The following is a 20328-nucleotide window of genomic DNA, read 5'->3' as shown; positions in this document are numbered from 1 at the left end:
CGGGCGGCGGTTCGGCGTGCCCGCCCCTGCGACGTCTCGTCAGTCCGAGGTCTCGCGACTGCCCGTCGAGACCGGAATGCTCTCCTGCGCCCGCGCGTTCTCCCGCGTACCGTCCTCGGCCCGCGCCGGGTCGGCACGCTCGGCCTCAGCTCGGGCCGCCTGCGCCCGCGCCGCCTCCGCCCGCGCGAGTGGATCCACGACGACGACCTCCTCCGACCTGGCGGCGAGCGGATCACGCACCACCACTTCACGTTTCGACCGAGCCGAGCCGCCCTCGTCCAGGCCCCACCGATCGTGGAGTCGACGCAGGAATTCCGGTGCGTACCAGTTCGCGTCGCCGAGCACCTTCATCGCGGCGGGCAGCAGGAACCCGCGCACGAGGGTGGCGTCGACGATCACGGCCAGCGGCAGGCCGATGCCGAAGGACTTCATGAAGGTGATGTCGGAGGCGAGGAAGCCGAGGAACACCAGGGAGATGAGAATCGCCGCGGCGGTGACGATTCGACCGACCCGTTCCAGGCCGAGCGCGACCGCGGTCTCGTTCTTGCCGGTCCGGTCGTATTCCTCCCGGATCCGCGACAGCAGGAACACCTGGTAGTCCATCGCGAGCCCGAAGGCGGCGGCGAACAGCATCACCGGGACGGTTGCCGACAGGTCTCCGGTGACGGTGAAACCGAGCACCCCGGACAGATGGCCGTCCTGGAAGATCCACACCAGCGCACCGAAGGTCGCCGTCAAACTCAGCGCGCTGAGGATCACCGCCAGCACCGGCAGCACCACGCTGCCGGTGAGTGCGAACAGCACGATCAGCATCATGATCACCACGAAGCCGAGCGCCCACGGCAGTGCGTTCTCGATCGCGGCGACCGAGTCGGTATTGGCGGCGGCCACGCCACCGACCAGCAACTCGCTCGGTGTCCGCACCGCGCGCACCTGCTCGACCAGGTGCGCCAGGGCGTCGCTGTCACCGGTGGTCGGCACGATCGACAGGTAGACCGCCTTCTCGACCCGGAAGCGCGCGTTGGCCGCGGTGGGTTCGAGGAGCAACCCGCCCTGGGTGTAGCTGCCGGTGGCGGTGTCGACGCGGCGGACGTTGTCCAGGTCGGACATGTCACGCGCGATGGTGTCGAGTCCCGCCGCGCTGTAAGCGCTGTCGGGCAGCACGGCGACGAGGGTGTGCTGGTCGCTCTCGCCGAAGTCGCGCGCCACGATCTCGGTGACCTGACGGGAGTTCATCGATTCCGGCAGTGTTCGTTCGTCCGGGAATCCGAGTTTCACGCCGAGGAACGGCGCACCGAGCAGGAGCAGCAGCGCGGTGACGGCAAGTCCGATCGAGATCGGCTTGCGCATCACGGCCGTGGCCAGCTTGTGCCAGGCGCCTTCACCCGGCGCGGGACGCGGCGCGCGCAGGAACCACCAGCCGAGCTGCCCCTTGTCGATGCGGGTGCCGATCAGCAGCAACGCGGCGGGCAGCGCGGTGAGCGACACCAGCGCGGCCAGTGCCGCGACGACGATGCCCGCGTAGCCCATCGACCGGATCGCCAGCAGCGGGAAGAACAGCAACCCGGCCAGCGCCACCGCGACGGTGAGCGCGGAGAACGCGACGGTGCGGCCCGCGGTGCGCAGGGTGGTGGCCACCGCGCCCGCCGGCGTGCGGCCCTCGGCCAGTTCGTCGCGGTAGCGGCTGACGATCAGCAGGCTGTAGTCGATGGCCAGACCGAGGCCGAGCAGCGTCGCCACATTGGTCGCGGTGACGGCCAGCGGTGTGAACAGGGTGAGCAACCACAGCGCGCCCATGGTGGTGAGCACGGTGCCGATCGCGACGAGCAGCGGCAGGCTCGCGGCGACCAGGCCGCCGAAGACGAACAGCAGCGCGATCAGGGTGAGCGGGAACGCGATGGCCTCGCCCTTGGCGATATCGGTCTTGCTCTGCTGCACCGTCTCGTGCATGAGCATGGCGAATCCGCCTGCCCTGACCTGCAACGATCCTTGTTTGCCCGTCAACTCTTCGGAGATGGCGGTGACGCGTTGGTCGATCTCGCGTTCGCTGCCGAGCACACTGGCGACGATCAGACCCTGCTTGCCGTCGACACTGCGCAGCGCGGGCTGGTGGGAGGTCCAGTACGACATCACCTCGGTGACACCGGCCCGTTCCTGCAGGTTGGCGACCAATGCCGTTGCCGCCGCGGTGGATTCGGGGTCCTCGACCGAGGACTCGGTTTCCACCAGCAGCAGCAGGTTCGGCGGCGCCTGCCCGAACTCGGTGCCCAACACCTCCAGCGCGCGACTGGATTCGCTCCCGGAGTCGGTGTATCCGCCGCCCTCCACCCGCTCGAACAGCGTCGCGCCCAGTGCACCGAGCACCACTGCGAGCACCGCGAAAACGCCGAGCACCCAGCGACTGCGTCGCCTGGTGAATTCGAACACCGGATTGTCCCCTAACTCGTCACACCATCGCGCGAGGCGCATATCGACGTGCGGGGGCTCGGAGTAGTTCCGGCCGTCCCGCCTCGTCGGCCCGATCCTGTTGGCGGGTCGGCGCGTTCGCGTGGCGATCGTAGCAACTTCGTGGCGGCACCGCCGGGCCTCTGGCACACCCTTGTTCGTCCGGTCGGCGCCGGGTCTCGGCGTCGGCTACCGACGAGCCGCGCCGACGACCGAGGTCACGACAGTGCGGCGCAGATTCGGCGGAAGATCGGCGAACAGCGCGCGCATCGCGGCGAGAGTGCCACCGAGGTCATCGAGGCCGGACAGATAGCAACGTTGCAGGTGCGCGGGCAAACCGAAGAACGTCTCGAAGAAGACCGGGACCTCGCGCGGCGGCAGAGCCAGCACCGCGCGCAATCCCGCGCGGCGCAAGGCCGCCACGGCCCGCGCGCTGGGCGTCCACACCGCGCCACCCGCGACAACGGTGTCGGCGGCGGCGAGAGCGGCGGCGACGCTGTATCCGGTCGCGGGGTGGGTCAACCCACCGGCCGCACCGAATCTGCCGCGCCCCGGCATGCCGCCCTGTACCGGAAATCGCACCCGTTCAACGGGTTCGGCCCCGGTGAGCGCGATCCCCCGCACCCGCAACCGATGTTCGAGTCGGCGTCGCAACACGTCCGGCGCGAGCGCGGGTCGCCCGGCGAGGCAGGTCTCCTCGAACAGCACGGTGTCGGCGCTCAGCGGTATCGCGTACAGAAACGACGGTGGCTCGTCGGTATCGGCCCCGTTATCGGCCCGCCAGTCCATGAACAGAGTCGGCTCGAGTCCCGTACGGTCCACGACCACCCCATAGGCGGTCTGCTCGGCGCGACGCGGCGACCGGGCCAACCCCCGCGCGTCGACCACCTGCCCGGTACGGGTCAGCCCACCCGCCGTCCGCACCGAGCGTGTGTTCACCTCCACCGCGCGGTCCGCGATCACGGTCGCGCCGTGCAGCGTCAACGACGACTGCAGCGCCGCCGTATCGAACACCTGATAGGTGCGATCGATCCGATGCTCGCGCACTGCCCACGCCGTCGGCTCGTCGATCGCCGCCGCGACCACGCCGGCATCGAGCCACCCGGGCAATTCATCGACCCACGCCGCATAGGTCGGCGTCCATACCCGATCCGGGCGTGGATCGATCACAGTGACGTCGCGCCCGGCCGCCAGCGCACGATGGGCAACGGCCCGGCCCGCCGGCCCGATCCCGCACACGATCACCTCGACACCCACTCGGCAATTGGATCAGACGCAACGATTTCAAGCACCGCCGGATCACAGGCGGGCACCTTTTCGAGATCGCTTGCTCGCCCCGGCGCGACATTTCGACCATGATGGGTGGATGAGATCGATCTGGAAGGGCTCGATCGCTTTCGGGCTGGTCAATGTCCCGGTCAAGGTCTATACCGCGACCGAGGACCATGACATTCGGTTCCACCAGGTCCACGCCAAGGACGGGGGCCGGATCAAATATGACCGGGTCTGTCAGGTGTGTGGCAAATCTGTGCAGTACTCCGATATCGACAAGGCCTATACCTCGCCGGACGGTGAGCAGGTGGTACTGACCGACGCCGATTTCTCGAAACTGCCCGCGGCGGAGAAACACGAGATTCCCGTGCTGGAATTCGTGCCGTCCGATCAGATCGACCCGGTGCTGTTCGACAAGAGCTATTACCTCGAACCGGATTCCACGACGCCGAAGGCCTATCAGTTGCTGGCGGCGACCCTCGAACGCATCGACAAGACCGCGCTGGTCCATTTCACACTGCGCCAGAAGACCCGGCTGGCCGCCTTGCGCGTGCGTGACGGTGTGCTGGTCCTGCAGACGCTGCTGTGGCCCGACGAAGTGCGGGCGGTCGAATTCCCGTCGCTGGACGACGCACCCGCCCCGCGCCCGCAAGAACTGAAGATGGCCGAAACCCTCGTCGAGTCGATGTCAGGAGATTTCGACCCGTCCGAATACACCGACGAATACCAGATCGAATTGCAGAAGCTGCTCGACGAGGCGATCGCCAGCGGCACCGGCAAGGTCGAGCCCGCCGCCGAGACAGCGCCCGCCGAACAGGCGGATGCCGAAGTCGTGGATCTGGTCGCCGCGCTGCAACGCAGTCTCGAGACCAGCGGGCGCCGGGAAGCCGCCCCGGAGAAGAAACCCGCGAAAAAGGCCGCCAAGAAAGCCGCACCGCGCAAAGCCGCCGCGAGCAAATCCACCGCGTCCAAGACCGCGGCCCGCAAAGGCGCGTAGGGCACACTGGCGGCTATGGACACCGCCATCGCTGTCGTGCCGATGGGTTTGGGACACCTGCGTCAAGTCCTCGACCTCGGCCATCAGGTTTTCGACACCACCATCAAGCCGTACACGTCGTGGTCGCTCACGGCCGTCGCCGAGCACCTCGACAGCCCCGACAACGCCTGCTGGGTGGCCCTGGATTCCGACCGGGTGGTCGGGTTCGTCCTCGGGTCGATGGAGTTCGAGCATCGCGACGACTGGGCGTATCTGGAATGGATCGCGGTAGCCCCCGATATGCAGGGCCACGGGATCGCGCGGCGGCTGGTGAACGTGTGCTCGGAGGCGTTGTTCGCCCGCGGCGCCCGCCATATCGTCACCGATGTCGAGGACCGCAACAGTGCCTCGGCCGCGCTGATGACCAGCAGCGGATTCGTACCCGCCGCGACCGTCACCCTGCTGGTGCGGCCCAACCCCGCTGCCCCCGACGACGACGCCGCCCTGCCGCCGATCACCAAACGCGATCTCGTCCGCCGCGGCAGACTGTCGGTCGAGCACCCGCTGCGCTGACCCGCTGCCGGAGCGCCTCGAGCGCATCAACCCTGGTCGGGCCTATTCTCGGCGGGTGGCTCCTACGCCGCGAGACGAGCACGACGGCGCCGAGCTGACTGTGGTGGCCGAGATGTGGTCGCCCGCGTGCACCGTGATCCGCACCCCTGCACCTGGAGACCACCGTGCCGGGGGTGTTCGCCGCGGGAGACGTGCGCGCTCTCAACGGGCACCGTGTGGCCGGCGCCGTCGGCGAGGGTTCGATGGCCGTGATGCTGGTGCACAAGTTCCTGCGTGACCGACTACTTGCGGAACTTCGTTTCCAGCTCGCGCAGCGTGGCTTGCAGATCGGCGGCGTCGTTGGTCTTGAAGATTCCCGCGTAGCCCGTCTCCGCCTGGACCGCGGCCACCACCTCCGGATCATGGTAGAGCTGAGCGAGTTTCAGGTAGGTGGGGTTGTCCTTGTCGGCCGCCCGCGCGGCGAAGACGTTGATGTACTGCTTCAACTCCGGGCGTTCCGGGTCGTCGGTGTAGATGACCTGCTGCTGGGTCAGGCCGGCGGGCCCGGCGAACGTGTCGTCGACGAACGCCGCGTCGACGCTCTCCAACGACTGCGCGGTGAGCGTCGGATCGATCGTGGTGAGCCGCACCTTCGAAGCGCCGGTGTCGACGTCGTCGATCGTGGAGTCCCAACTCGCGCCACCCTTCAGCACGATCAACCCCGCCGCCGACAGCCCGAGCAGGGGGCGGACCTGTTGCGCCGGATTGTTGCTGAGCGTGATCTGCCCGCCCCGCGGTATCTCGGCGACCGAGGTGTGCTTCGTGGAGTACAGGGTGAGCGGGAAGATCTCGGTCGCGCCGATCGGCACGATCGTGTCGTTGTTGGCCACGTTGTAGTTGGCCAGGTACCGCACGTGCTGGAATTTGTTGAGGTCGACCTGTTTCTGCGCCAGCGCCGGATTGGGCTGCTTGTAGTCGGTGAAGTTCACGTACTCGACGGTGATGCCCTGCTCGGCCGCCTTGCGTTTGTACACCTCCCAGTGCGGTTGTGCGATGTCGTTCACACCGATCCGCACCACGCCGTCCGGGTGGTCTTGCCCACAGCTCACCGCCCCCGTTGCCAGCGCGACCAGGACCGGAATCGCCAGCAGACGGCGCAGGATTCGCATTGTCCGCAATTTAGACGGGCGTCCCAGTGTTTGCGAGGATTTCGCTCATGGCAAGTCAAACCGTTGTCGGCGGGTAGGGCCGACAGCTTGGATGGCCGAGTTCATCTTCTGCTAGCAATTCGGGAGTACAAGTGAAATTCCGTCGGACACTGGCGATCCCAGTGCTGATAGCAACCGCGGCCCTCACCCTGACCGCGTGCGGTTCCGATGACGACGCGTCGGGCACGGTTGTGCGGATCGGCACCACCGACAAGGACAAGGCTTTCGAGGTCTTCGAACAGAAGGCCAAGGAGCAGGGCATCACGCTGAAGGTCACCAATTTCTCCGATTACAAGCAGCCGAATACGGCGCTGTCGCAGAAACAGATCGACCTCAATCTGTTCCAGCATCTGCAGTTCCTCGGCCAATACAACGTGGCGAGCTCGGACACGCTCACCCCGATCGGCTCGACGTATATTGTCCCGCTGGGCCTTTACTCGAAGAAGCACAAGGCTCTCGCCGATATCCCGGCCGGTGGTGAGATCGCGATCCCCAACGATCCGACTAACCAGGCGCGTGCGCTGTTCGTGCTCCAGGCCGCCGGCTTGCTGAAGATCACCGGTACCTCGGTCCAGCCGACGCCCGCCGACATCGACAAGGCCGCGTCCAAGGTGCGGGTGACTCCCGTCGATGCCGCCCAGACCGCGTTGTCGTTGCCCTCGGTCGACGGCTCGGTGATCAACAACACCTTCCTCGACCGATCGGGCGTCGACCCGAAATCGGCGCTGTACAAGGATGATCCGAAGAATCCGGCCGCCGAGCCGTACATCAATGTGATCGTCAGCCGCGCCGAGGACAAGACGAATCCGACGTATCTGAAGCTGGTCGAGATCTGGAAGGACCCGGCCGTGGCCACCGCGCACGCCGAAACCACCAAGGGCACCGCGGTCGCGGTGAACCGTCCCGGCGCCGAGCTCGAGCAGATCCTGGACCGGGTGCAGCAGGGCATCCGCACGGCCAAGTGAGTGCCGGCCCAGCCGCCGTCGAATTCCGTTCCGTCACGAAGATCTTCGGCAGCGGCGACGCTCGGCACACCGCACTAGACGGTATCGACCTGCGGATCGAACCGGGTGAGATCTTCGGCGTCATCGGCTACTCCGGAGCGGGCAAGTCCACGCTGGTCCGGCTGATCAACGCGCTCGACAAGCCGACTTCGGGCACCGTCACGATTTCCGGCACCCCGACCACCGGGGTGCCGGAGTCGGCGGTGCGCAGGCTGCGTCGCGATATCGGCATGGTGTTCCAGCAGTTCAACCTGTTCCGCTCCCGCACCGCCGCGGGCAATATCGAGTACCCACTGAAAGTGGCGGGCTGGAAACGGGCCGAACGCAAGGCCCGCGTCGCCGAACTGCTCGACTTCGTCGGGCTCACCGACAAGGCGCGCGCCTACCCTGATCAGCTCTCGGGCGGGCAGAAGCAGCGGGTCGGGATCGCCAGGGCATTGGCGACCTCGCCCTCGCTGTTGCTCGCCGACGAGGCCACCTCCGCGCTGGACCCGGAGACCACGGGCGAGGTGCTGCGATTGCTGAAGAAGATCAATGCCGAACTCGGGGTGACCATCGTGGTGATCACCCACGAGATGGATGTGATCCGCGCGGTCGCCGACCGGGTCGCGGTGCTCGCCGAGGGCCGGATCGTCGAATTGGCCTCCACCTTCGATGTTTTCGCCGCGCCGCAGGCCGCGCCGACACGGTCGTTCGTGGCGACCGTGCTGCACAACCGGCCCGACGCGACCGAGCTGGATCGGTTGCGCGAGCTCCACGGCGGCCGGTTGGTCACCGTCGACATCGACGACCACAGCGGTCTCGGGGCGGCGCTGGCCGCCGCTACCGCCGCCGACGTGCGCTTCGAGATCGTCTACGGCGGGGTGAGCACGTTGCAGGACAAGACATTCGGCAGTGTCACCCTGGCGCTGCACGGGCCCGATGCCGCGCTGGATCGCGTTGTCGCCGACCTGGAACGGAAGGCGGGCTGATGGAGACCAACTGGGAGAAGCTGCGGCCCACGCTGTTCGAGGCGATCGGGACCACCGTCTATCTGGTCGGCGTGACGTTCGTCGTCGCGGGGCTGATCGGGCTGGTGCTCGGGACCGCGCTGTACACGACCCGCAAAGGTGGCCTGCTGGCGAACGGGCCGATCTACTTCGTGCTGAATGTGATCGTCAATGTGGTGCGCCCTATTCCGTTCATCATCCTGCTGGCCGCGCTCGGCCCGGTCACGCTGGAGGTGGTGGGCACCACGATCGGCGCCGAGGCGGCGTTGTTCGTGATGATCGTCGCGGCCTCGTTCGGGATCGCGCGGATCGTGGAACAGAACCTGGTGACGGTCGACCCGGGTGTGATCGAGGCCGCGCGTGCGGTCGGTGCGGGACCGCTGCGGATCATTCTCACGCTGATCGTTCCGGAAGCGTTGGGGCCGTTGATTCTCGGCTACACCTTCGTGGTGATCTCGATCGTCGATATCTCGGCGATGGCGGGCACTGTCGGCGGTGGCGGGCTCGGCGATTTCGCCATTGTCTACGGGTATCAGCAATTCCAGTGGCAGGTCACCATCGTGGCGGTGCTGATCATCATCGCCGGTGTACAGGGAGTGCAGTTCTTCGGCAATTGGCTGGCCAGGAAAGTACTGCGCCGCTGAATCCAGCAGGGGCACGAACCTATTCGGTCCGTGCCCCTGCTGCTTCGCGTTTCGCTACACGTTCGCCGTGCACGCGGACAGGATGACACTCGCCGCACGCGGCGACGCCGAACCCGGATCCGGGAACGGGGCCGCACTGATACCGAGCACATCCACCGCGGAGCGCTCGGCCGCGTCCAGGGAGTGATCCCACGACCAGCCGAAGCGGTAGTCCGCGCCTTGAGCCACCGCGCCGCACGCATTGCGGAATTCGACGACGACCTGGCAGTCGCGCACGCCGCACTCATCGAGCGCGGCCCGGCTCGCCGCAGCCCAGCTGCCGTAGTTCACCGCCGAGGCCACCACGGCACGACCCGACGACAACGCCAGCGCCCCGTACAGGTCACCCGACGTGGTTTCGAATCCACCGTCGCGCGATACCGCCGTGTACCCCGGAGCCTCGGCGATCGCCACACCACTCTCCCCCGCGGCCGCGGGCCCGGCGTTCACCACGGTGAACGCCGCCACCGCGGACAGCGCGGCCACACCAAGGGCATATTTGCCCACAACAGACATCAGAGATTCTCCCCGTCGAAATACCGACTCCGCGCCTCGAAGCCGAACCAATCATGAACGGCCGCCGACTTCCCCGGAAATAGCTTTCCGGCATCGCCGCGACACCATTCAGCGAACCTGTCATAGCGCCGAGACATTTCCGGCCACAACACTTCTCGCTTGTCGAAACGCCCGATTCCTCCCGAACCGTTCGTCTGCCACAGACTAACAACGCCCACCGACAAGTAGCGATGGACCGCTATCTACCGGCGAACCAACTCGTCCCGCGCCCGCATCAACGCGAACCCGAGCAGATTGAGTCCCTTCCACCGCACGGGATCCAGCGCACCCGAATCATCGGCGGCCATCCCGATCCCCCAGATCCGGTCCACCGGGCTGGCTTCGACGAGCACCCGCGCGCCGGTACCGACCAGATATTCCCGCAGCGCGGCATCCTGCCCGAACTTGGCCACGCTCCCCGCGACCACGATGTCGAATCGCGTTCGCTCCCAGATATCTTCGTCGAAGTCACGGATCTGCCTGCCGAGCTTCTTCGCCTGGCTCGGATGGCCGACCTCGAGGATCTTCGCCGCGGTAGCCGCGTCCTCGAACAGCATCGCCTTGCGCCACATCATGTAGTGCTCGGCACTGGCGAATTCCACACCGTCGACAACGAATGTCGCCGGCCACCACTGGCTCAGGCTGCTCGAGCCGATCGTCCCGTCACGACGTGGGCTGTGCCCCCAGAACGCCAGGTACTTCGGCGACGCGCCCTGCTCGATCGCTCGACACAACTGCTCTACCGACTCGGCGGTCATCACCCCTCCTAGTTTTGGTCTATATAACCATAGAACGAAACCAGGTTCACTGCATTTCTCGATGAGCCGTCCGGTGTTCGCTTGGCGGACTGCGGGATCGGCGGTCGAAGGCCCCGGCATCGCGACAACTCAGGGTCGCGGCGCCGGGGACCGAGGTGGGTTCAGGCCGAGCGGACGCCGTCCAGGTCGGAGTAGGGGTGGGGGGCGGGGCGCCGGGGAATTCGGGCTTCGGTGACGGCGGGGCCGGTGTGGAAGCTGCGGGCGATCATCGAGGAACGCAGTTGCCACAGGCCCGAGGACTGGGCCGGGTCGAGGCCGGTGAGTTGAGCTACCCGGCGCAGGCGGTAGTCGACGGTGTTGGTGTGGATGTGCAGCAGCCGGGCGGTGCGCTGGCGGTTCATGTTGTTGGCGATGTGCACGCGCAGGGTTTCGTAGAGCTCAGGGTGGTTGTCGAGGGGGGCGAGGAGTTCACCGAGCCGGGCGCGACCGGGGCCGGGGCGGGTGAGCTGGTACTCCAGGGCCAGGTCGCCGAAGCGGTAGAGGCCGGGGGCGCTGTCGAGACGCTCCACCATGTCCAGGAGTTCGTGGGCACGCTGGGCCGCATCGGGGATCTCCTCCGTGGCCGCGGGCACCAGAGCCGCGGTGATGTCGACATGCGCGGCCCGCGACAGCGCTTCGACCAGTGCGTCGAGTTGCTCGCCGACCAGCAGATCGGCGGGGATCAGCAGCGTGCCGCCGTCGACCGACAGCAGCGACAGCACCTGCTCACCGCACCGATGCGCCAACGCCGTTTGTACCCTGCGCAGCTTGCGCCGGGCCACCACCGCACCGTTCACGCGCGGGTCGCGCTCGTCGGGGTGCGCCCCGATCGAGAGAGCGAGCACCGAATACGCGTCGGAGACGGTGATGCCGACCTCGCGGGCCATGGTGACGGTCGACTGACCGGCCAGCAGTGCCGAGGTGAGGGTGTGCACCGCCGTGTGATGTTCGCCCACGGCCTCGCGGTGCTCACGGATGTAGGAGCGAGTCACCGTGGTACACAACAGGTCCGAGATCTCGACCACCCGGCGGAAGCCGTGGATCAGACTCGCCCGATCGACATCGGCCACCCCGTCGTAGACCGCGTCGAAGGAGAGCCGGAAGCCCTCGTGGAAAGCGTGCAGGATCGTGTCGATCGGCACGCCTTCGCGCGCCCAGCCCGCCGCCGCCACCGCGAGCCGGTTCAGCTTCACCTCCTCGTCGCGGCCGTCCAGCATGCCGCCGACGATTTCCAGGCACATCCGGGTGACCGAGGTGACGTCGCCGGCGATCACATCGCCGGGTAGCGTCCGGCAAGTCGCGACATTGTCGACGAAGTGACCGACCAACCGGCTGGTCATCGTCCGGACATCGCGCAGGGGCTGCCACAGGGCCGTCTCGTCCAGTGGGATCGTCATCGTCGACTCCTCCTTCTTCTACACCCCGGCGCCGCCGGTAGTGGTTGTGCTTCCGTCATGTCGGCCGATGTGCTGGCCTACACTGCGGTTTCTCTGTGATCATGACTGTAGGGTGAGCAACCGCTCACCTTCTACTCTTCTTTCTGCCGAGGTCAATAGATGCCCCCGCAAGCCGATAAGCAGCGCAAACGCCCCAAGCAGGACCGGGCGAAGGAGACGAGAGCACGCATTCTCACGGTGGCCGCTCATCTTTTCGGCACCCGCGGTATCGGCAATACCTCGACCAACCGGATCGCGACCGAAGCGGGCATGAGCATCGGCACGCTGTACCGCTATTTCAACGACCGCGACGAGATCGTCAAAGAGCTCAACGACAGCCTGTTTCTGCAGGTAGAAGAGCGCTACAGCCAGCTGCTCACCGCCAGTTCCGGCCAGTCCCCCCGCGATGCCGTGATAGGTCTGATCCGCTCCGCCGTCGACATCCTCGTCGCGAACGGGCCGCTCGTCCGTGCCCTGGTCGCCGATCTGCAGTTCTACGGCAGCGGTATCCCCGAATTCGAACCCCGGCTGCGGATGCTCATCAAGCTCTACATCATCCAGTTCATGGGCCCGATCAAGCACGTCGACATCGACGTGATGGCCTTCGTCGTACTCAACGCGGGCTTCGCCACCGCGTTGCGTTCGGTCGAACTCGACGACGCCGAGCTCGACGCCATCATCGCCGGGACCGCCGACATGATCAGCGCCTGGATCGACTCGGTTGCCGTAGTCGAAAACGCTTAGTACACAACAGCACAGGGCCCGGATCCTGGGTGAGGATCCGGGCCCGTTCGCTCCGTGATGGTCAGCGCGCGTTCGCCGTGCAGATGACGTCGACGATCTTGGCGCCACTGAGGTTCGCCGAACCGGTGTTGGCCAGGATCGCGGTGGGCGTCACCGTCGACAGCTGCTCGTACGCGACACGCTCAGCCTCTGCCCGATTGGCGCCGATCGCCCATGCGAAGGCGTCATCGCTCTGTACGAGCGCGCCGCAACCGTTGGCCCAGGTGACGAGGACCTCGCAGTCGGCGTAGTGGCAATCAGCCAGCGCAACAGCTTCGGCCGACGGCGCATCAGCTTCGTCGGCACTGGTGCCGTAGATCAGTTCACCTTTGCTCACCGCGATCGACGCCCACTGGTTACCCGACGCGGTCGCCGAACCGGCACCCAGGACCGACCCGGCCGCAAGACCGAGCGCCGCCACGGCGAAGCCGGCCTTACCCATGAAACTCATTCGAAAGATCTCCTCTTGAAACTGTCCCGGAAGTCCGGAACCTTCAAGATCATCATCGAACAACCGTTGATAGCCAACCGCACGGTGAAATTTCACATCCGGGCCGTCAGCACATGAATCCGGGCCCGCGTGCTCCGTGTCCGGGGCGAAGACGATGCAAGCCCGGACCGTTGCGCGGTCCGGGCTCGACAATCACCGTGACGATCAGCTCGCGTTGGCGGTACAGACCGTTTCGATCACATGACCGCCGGCCAGCTGCGATGAACCAACGTTGACGAGCAGGCTCTGCGGAGTGCCCTCGGTCAACGCGAGGTAGGCCTCCCGCTCCGCGTCGGCGCGGGTCGGGCCCTTGCCCCAGGCGATGAAGTCATCGTTCTCCACCAGGGCCGCGCAGCCGTTGACCCACACGGCCTCCACCAGGCAACCATCCGCGGCGCACTGTTCCAGTGCGGCAGCCTCGGCCTCAGCGCGCGTGGGATAGCCGACCGAACGACCGTAGTTCGCCCAGTCGCCGTCCGCGGCCATCGCGCCCCACTGGTCGGGGCCGACGGCATTCGCCGAACCGGCGCCCAGCACCGCGCCGGCCGCAAGGCCGAGCGCCGCCACGGCGAGGCCGGCCTTACTCATGAAACTCATTCGAAAGATCTCCTCTTGACACTGTTCCGGCTAGCCCAGAACCTTCAAGATCATCACTGATCGCCCGGTGACAACCAACCAGAACGGGAATCATCACACCGAGACCGGTCGACACATAACCGCAAAAAGGGCCCGGATCCAGCCAGGATCCGGGCCCGAAAAGCGTAGTGCTACACCGTGAAGCCGAGGGCGCGCAGCTGTTCGCGGCCGTCGTCGGTGATCTTGTCCGGGCCCCACGGGGGCATCCAGACCCAGTTGATCTTCAGATCCTCGACCATACCGCTGCGCACCAGGGCGTTGCGGGACTGGTCCTCGATGACGTCGGTCAGCGGACAGGCCGCCGAGGTGAGCGTCATGTCGAGGGTGCAGACGTTCTCCCCGTCGACCGACAGGCCGTAGACCAGGCCGAGGTCGACGACATTGATGCCGAGTTCGGGGTCGACGACGTCACGCATCGCCTCCTCTAGGTCCTCGAGGTGCTGAATCTGTTCGGCCGTCAACTCGACTTCGGCGGGTTTGTCGACCTCGACTGCCTGCGCGACGTCCGGGGTCTGTGCGGTATCGGTGCTCTCACTCATGTGGCAGACTCCCCATTTCCCATCGGTGCCTTGGTTTCCTCGGCCGAACTGATCTGCACGACAGCGTCTTTGAACGCCATCCACCCGAGCAGCGCGCACTTGACCCGCGCCGGGTACTTGCTCACACCGGCGAGGGCGATGCCGTCGCCGATCATGTCCTCGTCGCCTTCGACGGTGCCGCGGCTGGAGATCATCTCGCTGAACGAGTCGACCACCTTCAGCGCCTGCTGCACCGGCAGCCCGATCACCTGATCGGTGAGGATCGAGGTGGCGGCCTGGCTGATCGAGCAGCCCTGGCCGTCGTAGGAGACGTCGGCGACCTCACCGGCGACGTCGATCTGCACGCGCATCGTCACTTCGTCACCGCAGGTCGGGTTCACGTGGTGCACCTGCGCACCGAACGGTTCCCGCAGCCCGCGGTGGTGCGGGTGCTTGTAGTGGTCCAGGATCACTTCCTGGTACATCTGTTCCATACGCATGATCTAGGCAACTCCGAAGAAGGTCTTGGCCTTCCGCACGGCCGCAACCAGCGCGTCGACCTCATCGAGGGTGTTGTAGACCGCGAACGAGGCACGCGCGGTGGCGGCGACACCGAACTTGCGGTGCAGCGGCCAGGCGCAGTGGTGCCCGACCCGGATGGCCACACCCTGGTCGTCGAGGATCTGGCCCACATCGTGGGCGTGGATCCCGTCGACCACGAACGACACCGCGCCACCGCGGTCCACGTTCTCGATCGGCCCGACGATGCGCACGCCCTCGATCCCGGACAGACCGTCGAGCGCGGCACCGGTGAGGCCGTGCTCGTGCGCGGCGACCGCGTCCATGCCGAGGTCCTCGAGATAGCGCACCGCGGCGGCCAATCCGACGACCTGCGAGGTCATCGGCGTGCCCGCCTCGAAGCGCTGCGGCGGCGGCGCGTAGGTGGTCTTCTCCATGGTGACGGTCTCGATCATCGACCCACCGGTGATGAACGGCGGCGTCTCCTCGAGCAGCGCGCGTCGGCCGTACAGTCCGCCGACACCCATGGGGCCGAGCATCTTGTGGCCGGAGAACGCGGCGAAATCGACCCCGAGCTCGTGGAAGTCCACCGCCATGTGCGGCACCGACTGGCAGGCGTCGAGCACGACGAGCGCGCCGACTGCCTTTGCCCGGCGGACCAATTCGTCCACCGGAGCCACCGCGCCGGTCACGTTCGACTGATGGCTGAACGCGAGAACCTTTGTCGCGGAAGACAGTTCGAGCGAATCCAGGTCGATGCGGCCGTCATCGGTGATGCCGTACCACTTCACGGTGGCACCGGTCCGACGCGCGAGCTCCTGCCACGGAACGAGATTCGCGTGGTGTTCGAGCTCGGTGATGACGATCTCGTCGCCGGGGCCCACCTTGTAGGGGAACCGGTCGTCACCGAACGCGTTGGCCACCAGGTTCAGCGACTCGGTCGCGTTCTTGGTGAACACGATCTCGCCGGTGTCGGCGCCGACGAAGCGGGCGATGTCGGCGCGCGCCTCCTCGTAGGAGTCGGTCGCCTCCTCCGCCAGCTGGTGGGCACCGCGGTGCACCGCCGAATTCCGGGTGAGCAGGAACTCGCGCTCGGCGTCCAGCACCTGCAGCGGACGCTGCGAGGTGGCACCGGAGTCCAGGTACACCAACGGTTTCCCGTCCCGCACCGTGCGGTGCAGGATGGGGAAGTCGGCCCGGATCCGGGCCACGTCGAGGGCTGGCACCGTCGCGGTCATGTCAGGCTCCAGCGGTCGCGGACGTGAAGCGCTCGTAGCCGTTCGCGTCGAGTTCCTCGGCCAGCTCGGAGCCACCTTCGGCGACGATCTTGCCGTTGACGAACACGTGCACGAAGTCGGGCTTGATGTAGCGCAGGATGCGGGTGTAGTGCGTGATCAGCAGCACGCCGCCCTCTTCGCGCTCCTTGTAGCGGTTGACGCCCTCGGAGACGATGCGCAGCGCGTCGACATCCAGACCCGAGTCGGTCTCGTCGAGGATCGCGATCTTCGGCTTGAGCAGGCCCAGCTGCAGGACCTCGTGACGCTTCTTCTCGCCACCGGAGAAGCCTTCGTTCACCGAGCGGTCGGCGAAGGCCGAGTCGATGTCGAGTTCCTTCATCGACTCCTTCACCTCCTTGACCCAGGTGCGCAGCTTGGGGGCCTCGCCGCGCACGGCGGTGGCGGCGGTGCGCAGGAAGTTCGACATCGAGACGCCGGGGACCTCGACGGGGTACTGCATGGCCAGGAACAGGCCCGCGCGGGCGCGCTCGTCGACCGACATGTCGAGAACGTTCTCGCCGTCGAGGGTGATGGTGCCCTGGGTGACGGTGTACTTCGGGTGGCCCGCGATCACGTAGGACAGCGTGGACTTGCCCGAGCCGTTGGGGCCCATGATGGCGTGCGTCTCGCCGGACTTCACCGTCAGGTCGACGCCGTTGAGGATCTGCTTCGACTCACCCTCGGGGGTGGTGATCTCGGCGTGCAGGTCCTTGATTTCCAAAGTTGTCATCGAATTGAAGTCCTTCGTGGGAAGTAGGTGAGTCAGATACCGACAGTGGCGAGTTCGGCCTCGATGGCCGCCTCGAGCCGCTCCCGGACCTCGGGGACCGTGACCTTCTGGATGATCTCGAAGAAGAAGCCACGCACCACCAGGCGGCGGGCGACGTCTTCGGGAATGCCGCGAGCGCGCAGGTAGAACAGCTGCTCGTCGTCGAAACGGCCGGTGGCACTCGCGTGTCCGGCACCGGCGATCTCGCCGGTCTCGATCTCCAGGTTCGGCACCGAGTCGGCGCGCGCGCCGTCGGTGAGCACCAGGTTGCGGTTCGCCTCGTAGGTGTCGGTGCCCTCGGCGGCCGCGCGGATCAGCACGTCGCCGATCCAGACCGTGCGAGCGTCACCCTTGGGCGAGGCCGGATCACCCTGCAGCGCACCCTTGTACAGCACATTGGACTTGCAGTTGGGCTCGGCGTGATCGACCAGCAGTCGCTGCTCGAAGTGCTGACCGGCATCGGCGAAGTACAGGCCGAACAGCTCGGCCTCGCCACCGGGACCGGCGTAGCGCACGGTGCCCGACAGGCGAACCAGGTCGCCACCGAGGGTCGCCGACACGTGGCGCAGGTTCGCGTCACGGCCCAGCTTCAGGTGATGCGCGGTGACGTGCACGGCGTCTTCGTCCCATTCCTGGACCGCGACGACGGTGAGCTTGGCGCTGTCACCGAGCACGAATTCGACGTTCTCGGCGTAGGTTCCGCCGCCGCGCTGGTCGATGACCACGGTGGCGACGGCGAAGTTGTCCAGGCGCACCTGCAGGTGACCGTAGGCGGTCTTGCCCTCACCGGGACCGGTGATGGTGACGGTGACCGGGTCCGACACTTCGGTTTCCGGGCCGACGGTGATCACGGTCGCCTCGGAGAAACCCGAATAGGCCTGGGCGGCAACACGATCAGCGGGAGTACCGGCCTGGCCGAGACGAGAGTCGGTGCGGCCCACCGTTTCCACCGTGACACCGGCGACTTCACTCACCTCGACGGTAGCCTGACCGTCGGCGACAGCGGTGCCGTCGTGCAGGCCGCGCAGACGGCGCAGCGGGGTGAACCGCCACGCCTCGTCGCGACCCGACGGGACCTCGAATGCGTTCACGTCGAACGAGGTGAAGACCTCGCCCTTGTTGACCGCGGCGCCCGCGCCAGGATTCTGGATCGGCGTCTCGAGCGTCGACATCAGCCCACGGCCCCTTCCATCTGCAGCTCGATGAGCCGGTTCAGTTCCAATGCGTACTCCATCGGCAATTCCTTGGCGATCGGCTCCACGAAGCCGCGCACGATCATCGCCATCGCCTCGTCCTCGGTGAGGCCGCGGCTCATCAGGTAGAACAGCTGCTCCTCGGAGACCTTGGAGACGGTCGCCTCGTGACCCATCGTCACGTCGTCCTCGCGGATGTCGACGTAGGGGTAGGTGTCGGAGCGGCTGATCGTGTCGACCAGCAGCGCGTCACACTTCACGGTCGACTTGGAACCGTTGGCGCCCTTGTTGATCTGGACCAGACCGCGGTACGACGCGCGACCGCCACCACGCGCCACCGACTTCGACACGATGGTCGAGGAGGTGTGCGGGGCCAGGTGCAGCATCTTGGCGCCGGTGTCCTGGTGCTGGCCGGGGCCCGCGAACGCGACCGAGAGCACCTCGCCGTGCGCGTGCTCGCCGGTCATCCAGACCGCCGGGTACTTCATGGTCACCTTGGAGCCGATGTTGCCGTCGACCCACTCCATGGTGGCGCCGGCTTCGGCCTTGGCCCGCTTGGTGACCAGGTTGAACACGTTGTTCGACCAGTTCTGGATGGTCGTGTAGCGGCAGCGGCCGCCCTTCTTCACGATGATCTCGACGACCGCGGAGTGCAGCGAGTCGGACTTGTAGATCGGTGCTGTACAACCCTCGACGTAGTGGACGTAGGCGTCCTCGTCGACGATGATCAGCGTCCGCTCGAACTGGCCCATGTTCTCGGTGTTGATCCGGAAGTAGGCCTGCAGCGGGATGTCGACGTGCACGCCCGGCGGCACGTAGATGAACGAGCCACCCGACCAGACGGCGGTGTTGAGCGCGGAGAACTTGTTGTCACCGGCGGGGATCACCGAACCGAAGTACTTGTGGAAGATCTCCGGGTGCTCCTTCAACGCCGTGTCGGTGTCGAGGAAGATGACGCCCTGCTTCTCCAGGTCCTCGCGGATGGAGTGGTAGACGACCTCGGACTCGTACTGCGCGGCGACACCGGAGACCAGACGCTGCTTCTCCGCTTCCGGGATGCCCAGCTTGTCGTAGGTGTTCTTGATGTCCTCGGGCAGGTCTTCCCAGCTCTCGGCCTGCTTCTCGCTCGAGCGCACGAAGTACTTGATGTTGTCGAAGTCGATGCCGTCGAGGTTGGAACCCCAGTTCGGCATGGGCTTGCGGTCGAAGATACGCAGCGCCTTGAGGCGCACGTCGAGCATCCACTCCTCTTCGCTCTTCTTGGCCGAGATGTCGCGAACGACAGCCTCCGACAGGCCACGTTGAGCACTGGCGCCTGCCACATCGGAGTCGGACCAGCCGTAACCGTAGGTGCCCAGCGAGGCGATGGTTTCGTCCTGGGTGAGCGGTTGCACCTGGTCGGTCGAGGTCGTCATTCGGCACTCCTTCCGGAGTCGTTCGTTCGTCCCGCCGCGGGCTGTGCGGCGGATGGGATCTTCGGCACCGCGACCAGCGGTACGTGGGTGGTGCAGGCGCAATCGCCGTTGGCGATCGTCGCAAGGCGCTGCACGTGGGTACCGAGCAGGTCGCGGAAAGCGTCCAATTCGGCCGCGCACAACTGCGGGAACTCCTCGGCGACATGGGCCACCGGGCAGTGGTGCTGACAGATCTGCACACCGGCGCCGACCTGACGGGTGGTGGCGGCGAAACCGGCGTCGGCGAACGCTTCCGCGATCTCCTCGACCTTGGCCTCGATCACCGGTGCGGTGTGGTCGGCGACGGGTTCGATGCCGTCGACGATCACGCGAACCCGCTTGCGCGCGAATTCGGCGATCGCGGCGTCACCACCGATCTCGCCGAGCTGGCGAATCGCCGCCCCGGCCAGATCGTCGTAGGCGTGGCCGAGATTGCCCCGGCCCGCCGCGGTGAGCTGGTATTGCTTGGCCGGCCGACCGCGCCCCTTCTGCTGCCACGGCGCCGAGCGGCTCGCCCGAGCCTGGCCCGCGTCGATGAGCGCGTCGAGGTGCCTGCGCACCCCGGCGGGCGCGAGACCGAGTTCGGTGCCGATCGCCGTCGCGGTGATCGGCCCCTGCTCGAGCAGCAACTGGACGATGGCCGCCCTGGTCTGCCCTTCGTGCGCGGTCGCCGCGGGGACAGCCGACGACCGAGCGCCGGTCGTCTTACGACCGTCACTTTCCACGTCTGTCCGCAAACCCACGGTTTTCACAACACCAGTGTGGCGGAATT

21 protein-coding genes are annotated in these 20328 nt (G+C 66.6%); 6 read left to right on the top strand and 15 right to left on the bottom strand.

Annotated features, from left to right (window positions below; translation table 11 throughout):
- Window positions 1-39: 39 nt before the first annotated feature.
- Together ACWFRF_RS08345 and ACWFRF_RS08340 are read right to left on the bottom strand one after the other, a co-directional pair.
- Window positions 40-2427: an MMPL family transporter gene (locus ACWFRF_RS08345; RefSeq protein ID WP_452449310.1), complete on the bottom strand. Its 2388-nt coding sequence runs from the start codon at window positions 2425-2427 to the stop codon at window positions 40-42.
- A gap of 207 nt (window positions 2428-2634) precedes the next feature.
- Window positions 2635-3702 (bottom strand): lycopene cyclase family protein, encoded by a 1068-nt coding sequence (locus ACWFRF_RS08340; RefSeq protein ID WP_452449309.1) that lies wholly within the window; start codon window positions 3700-3702, stop codon window positions 2635-2637.
- Between the two features lie 109 nt (window positions 3703-3811).
- On the opposite strand from ACWFRF_RS08340, the gene ku reads away from it, so the two are divergent.
- Window positions 3812-4714 carry a non-homologous end joining protein Ku gene (gene ku, locus ACWFRF_RS08335; protein ID WP_449965861.1) on the top strand — a complete coding sequence of 301 codons (903 nt, stop codon included), beginning with the start codon at window positions 3812-3814 and terminating at the stop codon, window positions 4712-4714.
- Window positions 4715-4729: 15 nt separating this feature from the next.
- On the top strand, window positions 4730-5266 hold the full coding sequence (locus tag ACWFRF_RS08330) for a GNAT family N-acetyltransferase (protein ID WP_378627132.1): 537 nt from the start codon (window positions 4730-4732) through the stop codon (window positions 5264-5266).
- Window positions 5267-5547: 281 nt separating this feature from the next.
- On the opposite strand, the gene ACWFRF_RS08325 is transcribed toward ACWFRF_RS08330, so the two are convergent.
- Window positions 5548-6414: a MetQ/NlpA family ABC transporter substrate-binding protein gene (locus ACWFRF_RS08325; protein ID WP_452449308.1), complete on the bottom strand. Its 867-nt coding sequence runs from the start codon at window positions 6412-6414 to the stop codon at window positions 5548-5550.
- 131 nt (window positions 6415-6545) lie between these two features.
- Here ACWFRF_RS08325 and ACWFRF_RS08320 point away from each other — a divergent pair, with 131 nt between their 5' ends.
- From ACWFRF_RS08320 to ACWFRF_RS08310, 3 genes are read left to right on the top strand one after another with little or no spacing between them, the layout of a single operon-like run.
- Window positions 6546-7418 (top strand): MetQ/NlpA family ABC transporter substrate-binding protein, encoded by an 873-nt coding sequence (locus ACWFRF_RS08320; protein WP_379315017.1) that lies wholly within the window; start codon window positions 6546-6548, stop codon window positions 7416-7418.
- Window positions 7415-8428 (top strand): methionine ABC transporter ATP-binding protein, encoded by a 1014-nt coding sequence (locus ACWFRF_RS08315; RefSeq protein WP_452449307.1) that lies wholly within the window; start codon window positions 7415-7417, stop codon window positions 8426-8428. The genes ACWFRF_RS08320 and ACWFRF_RS08315 overlap by 4 nt, the downstream gene beginning before the upstream one ends.
- On the top strand, window positions 8428-9090 hold the full coding sequence (locus tag ACWFRF_RS08310) for a methionine ABC transporter permease (protein ID WP_452449306.1): 663 nt from the start codon (window positions 8428-8430) through the stop codon (window positions 9088-9090). The genes ACWFRF_RS08315 and ACWFRF_RS08310 overlap by 1 nt, the downstream gene beginning before the upstream one ends.
- 54 nt (window positions 9091-9144) lie before the next feature.
- Here the strand turns inward: ACWFRF_RS08310 and ACWFRF_RS08305 are convergent, their stop codons facing one another.
- The 3 genes from ACWFRF_RS08305 to ACWFRF_RS08295 all read right to left on the bottom strand — a co-directional run bounded on the left by ACWFRF_RS08305 (window position 9145) and on the right by ACWFRF_RS08295 (window position 11878).
- Window positions 9145-9645, bottom strand: a complete 501-nt coding sequence (locus tag ACWFRF_RS08305; protein ID WP_452449305.1) for a DUF4189 domain-containing protein — start codon at window positions 9643-9645, stop codon at window positions 9145-9147.
- 242 nt (window positions 9646-9887) lie between these two features.
- A complete protein-coding gene (locus ACWFRF_RS08300; RefSeq protein ID WP_452449304.1) occupies window positions 9888-10442 on the bottom strand; it encodes an NADAR family protein in 555 nt (184 codons plus the stop codon).
- A 161-nt stretch (window positions 10443-10603) separates the two neighbouring features.
- Window positions 10604-11878, bottom strand: a complete 1275-nt coding sequence (locus ACWFRF_RS08295; RefSeq protein WP_452449303.1) for a PucR family transcriptional regulator — start codon at window positions 11876-11878, stop codon at window positions 10604-10606.
- A gap of 159 nt (window positions 11879-12037) precedes the next feature.
- Here ACWFRF_RS08295 and ACWFRF_RS08290 point away from each other — a divergent pair, with 159 nt between their 5' ends.
- Window positions 12038-12661: a TetR/AcrR family transcriptional regulator gene (locus ACWFRF_RS08290; RefSeq protein WP_378989114.1), complete on the top strand. Its 624-nt coding sequence runs from the start codon at window positions 12038-12040 to the stop codon at window positions 12659-12661.
- 61 nt (window positions 12662-12722) lie between these two features.
- Here ACWFRF_RS08290 and ACWFRF_RS08285 read toward each other — a convergent pair whose 3' ends face one another.
- From ACWFRF_RS08285 to ACWFRF_RS08245, 9 genes are all read right to left on the bottom strand, one after another.
- Window positions 12723-13151, bottom strand: coding sequence for a DUF4189 domain-containing protein (locus ACWFRF_RS08285; RefSeq protein WP_452449302.1), 429 nt, complete (start codon window positions 13149-13151; stop codon window positions 12723-12725).
- A gap of 204 nt (window positions 13152-13355) precedes the next feature.
- Window positions 13356-13787, bottom strand: a complete 432-nt coding sequence (locus ACWFRF_RS08280) for a DUF4189 domain-containing protein (RefSeq protein WP_378989112.1) — start codon at window positions 13785-13787, stop codon at window positions 13356-13358.
- Between the two features lie 170 nt (window positions 13788-13957).
- Complete coding sequence (locus ACWFRF_RS08275) at window positions 13958-14365, bottom strand: metal-sulfur cluster assembly factor (RefSeq protein ID WP_378989111.1); 408 nt, start codon at window positions 14363-14365, stop codon at window positions 13958-13960.
- Window positions 14362-14844 carry a Fe-S cluster assembly sulfur transfer protein SufU gene (sufU, locus tag ACWFRF_RS08270; protein ID WP_452449301.1) on the bottom strand — a complete coding sequence of 161 codons (483 nt, stop codon included), beginning with the start codon at window positions 14842-14844 and terminating at the stop codon, window positions 14362-14364. The genes ACWFRF_RS08275 and sufU overlap by 4 nt, the downstream gene beginning before the upstream one ends.
- A gap of 3 nt (window positions 14845-14847) precedes the next feature.
- On the bottom strand, window positions 14848-16101 hold the full coding sequence (locus tag ACWFRF_RS08265; RefSeq protein WP_452449300.1) for a cysteine desulfurase: 1254 nt from the start codon (window positions 16099-16101) through the stop codon (window positions 14848-14850).
- 1 nt (window position 16102) lies between these two features.
- Complete coding sequence (gene sufC, locus ACWFRF_RS08260) at window positions 16103-16870, bottom strand: Fe-S cluster assembly ATPase SufC (protein WP_379316869.1); 768 nt, start codon at window positions 16868-16870, stop codon at window positions 16103-16105.
- A gap of 32 nt (window positions 16871-16902) precedes the next feature.
- The gene (sufD, locus tag ACWFRF_RS08255) at window positions 16903-18081 is read right to left on the bottom strand and encodes a Fe-S cluster assembly protein SufD (RefSeq protein ID WP_452449299.1); all 1179 of its coding nucleotides are present in this window, start codon (window positions 18079-18081) and stop codon (window positions 16903-16905) included.
- Window positions 18081-19517, bottom strand: coding sequence for a Fe-S cluster assembly protein SufB (sufB, locus tag ACWFRF_RS08250; protein ID WP_452449298.1), 1437 nt, complete (start codon window positions 19515-19517; stop codon window positions 18081-18083). The genes sufD and sufB overlap by 1 nt, the downstream gene beginning before the upstream one ends.
- Complete coding sequence (locus ACWFRF_RS08245; RefSeq protein WP_452449297.1) at window positions 19514-20308, bottom strand: helix-turn-helix transcriptional regulator; 795 nt, start codon at window positions 20306-20308, stop codon at window positions 19514-19516. Before ACWFRF_RS08245 ends, sufB begins: the two co-directional genes overlap by 4 nt.
- Window positions 20309-20328: the final 20 nt, after the last annotated feature.

The organism is Nocardia sp. NPDC055165 (assembly GCF_053606985.1).
The sequence above is the reverse complement of the archived record's forward strand: the minus strand, read 5'-3'. Positions and strand labels throughout refer to the sequence as shown.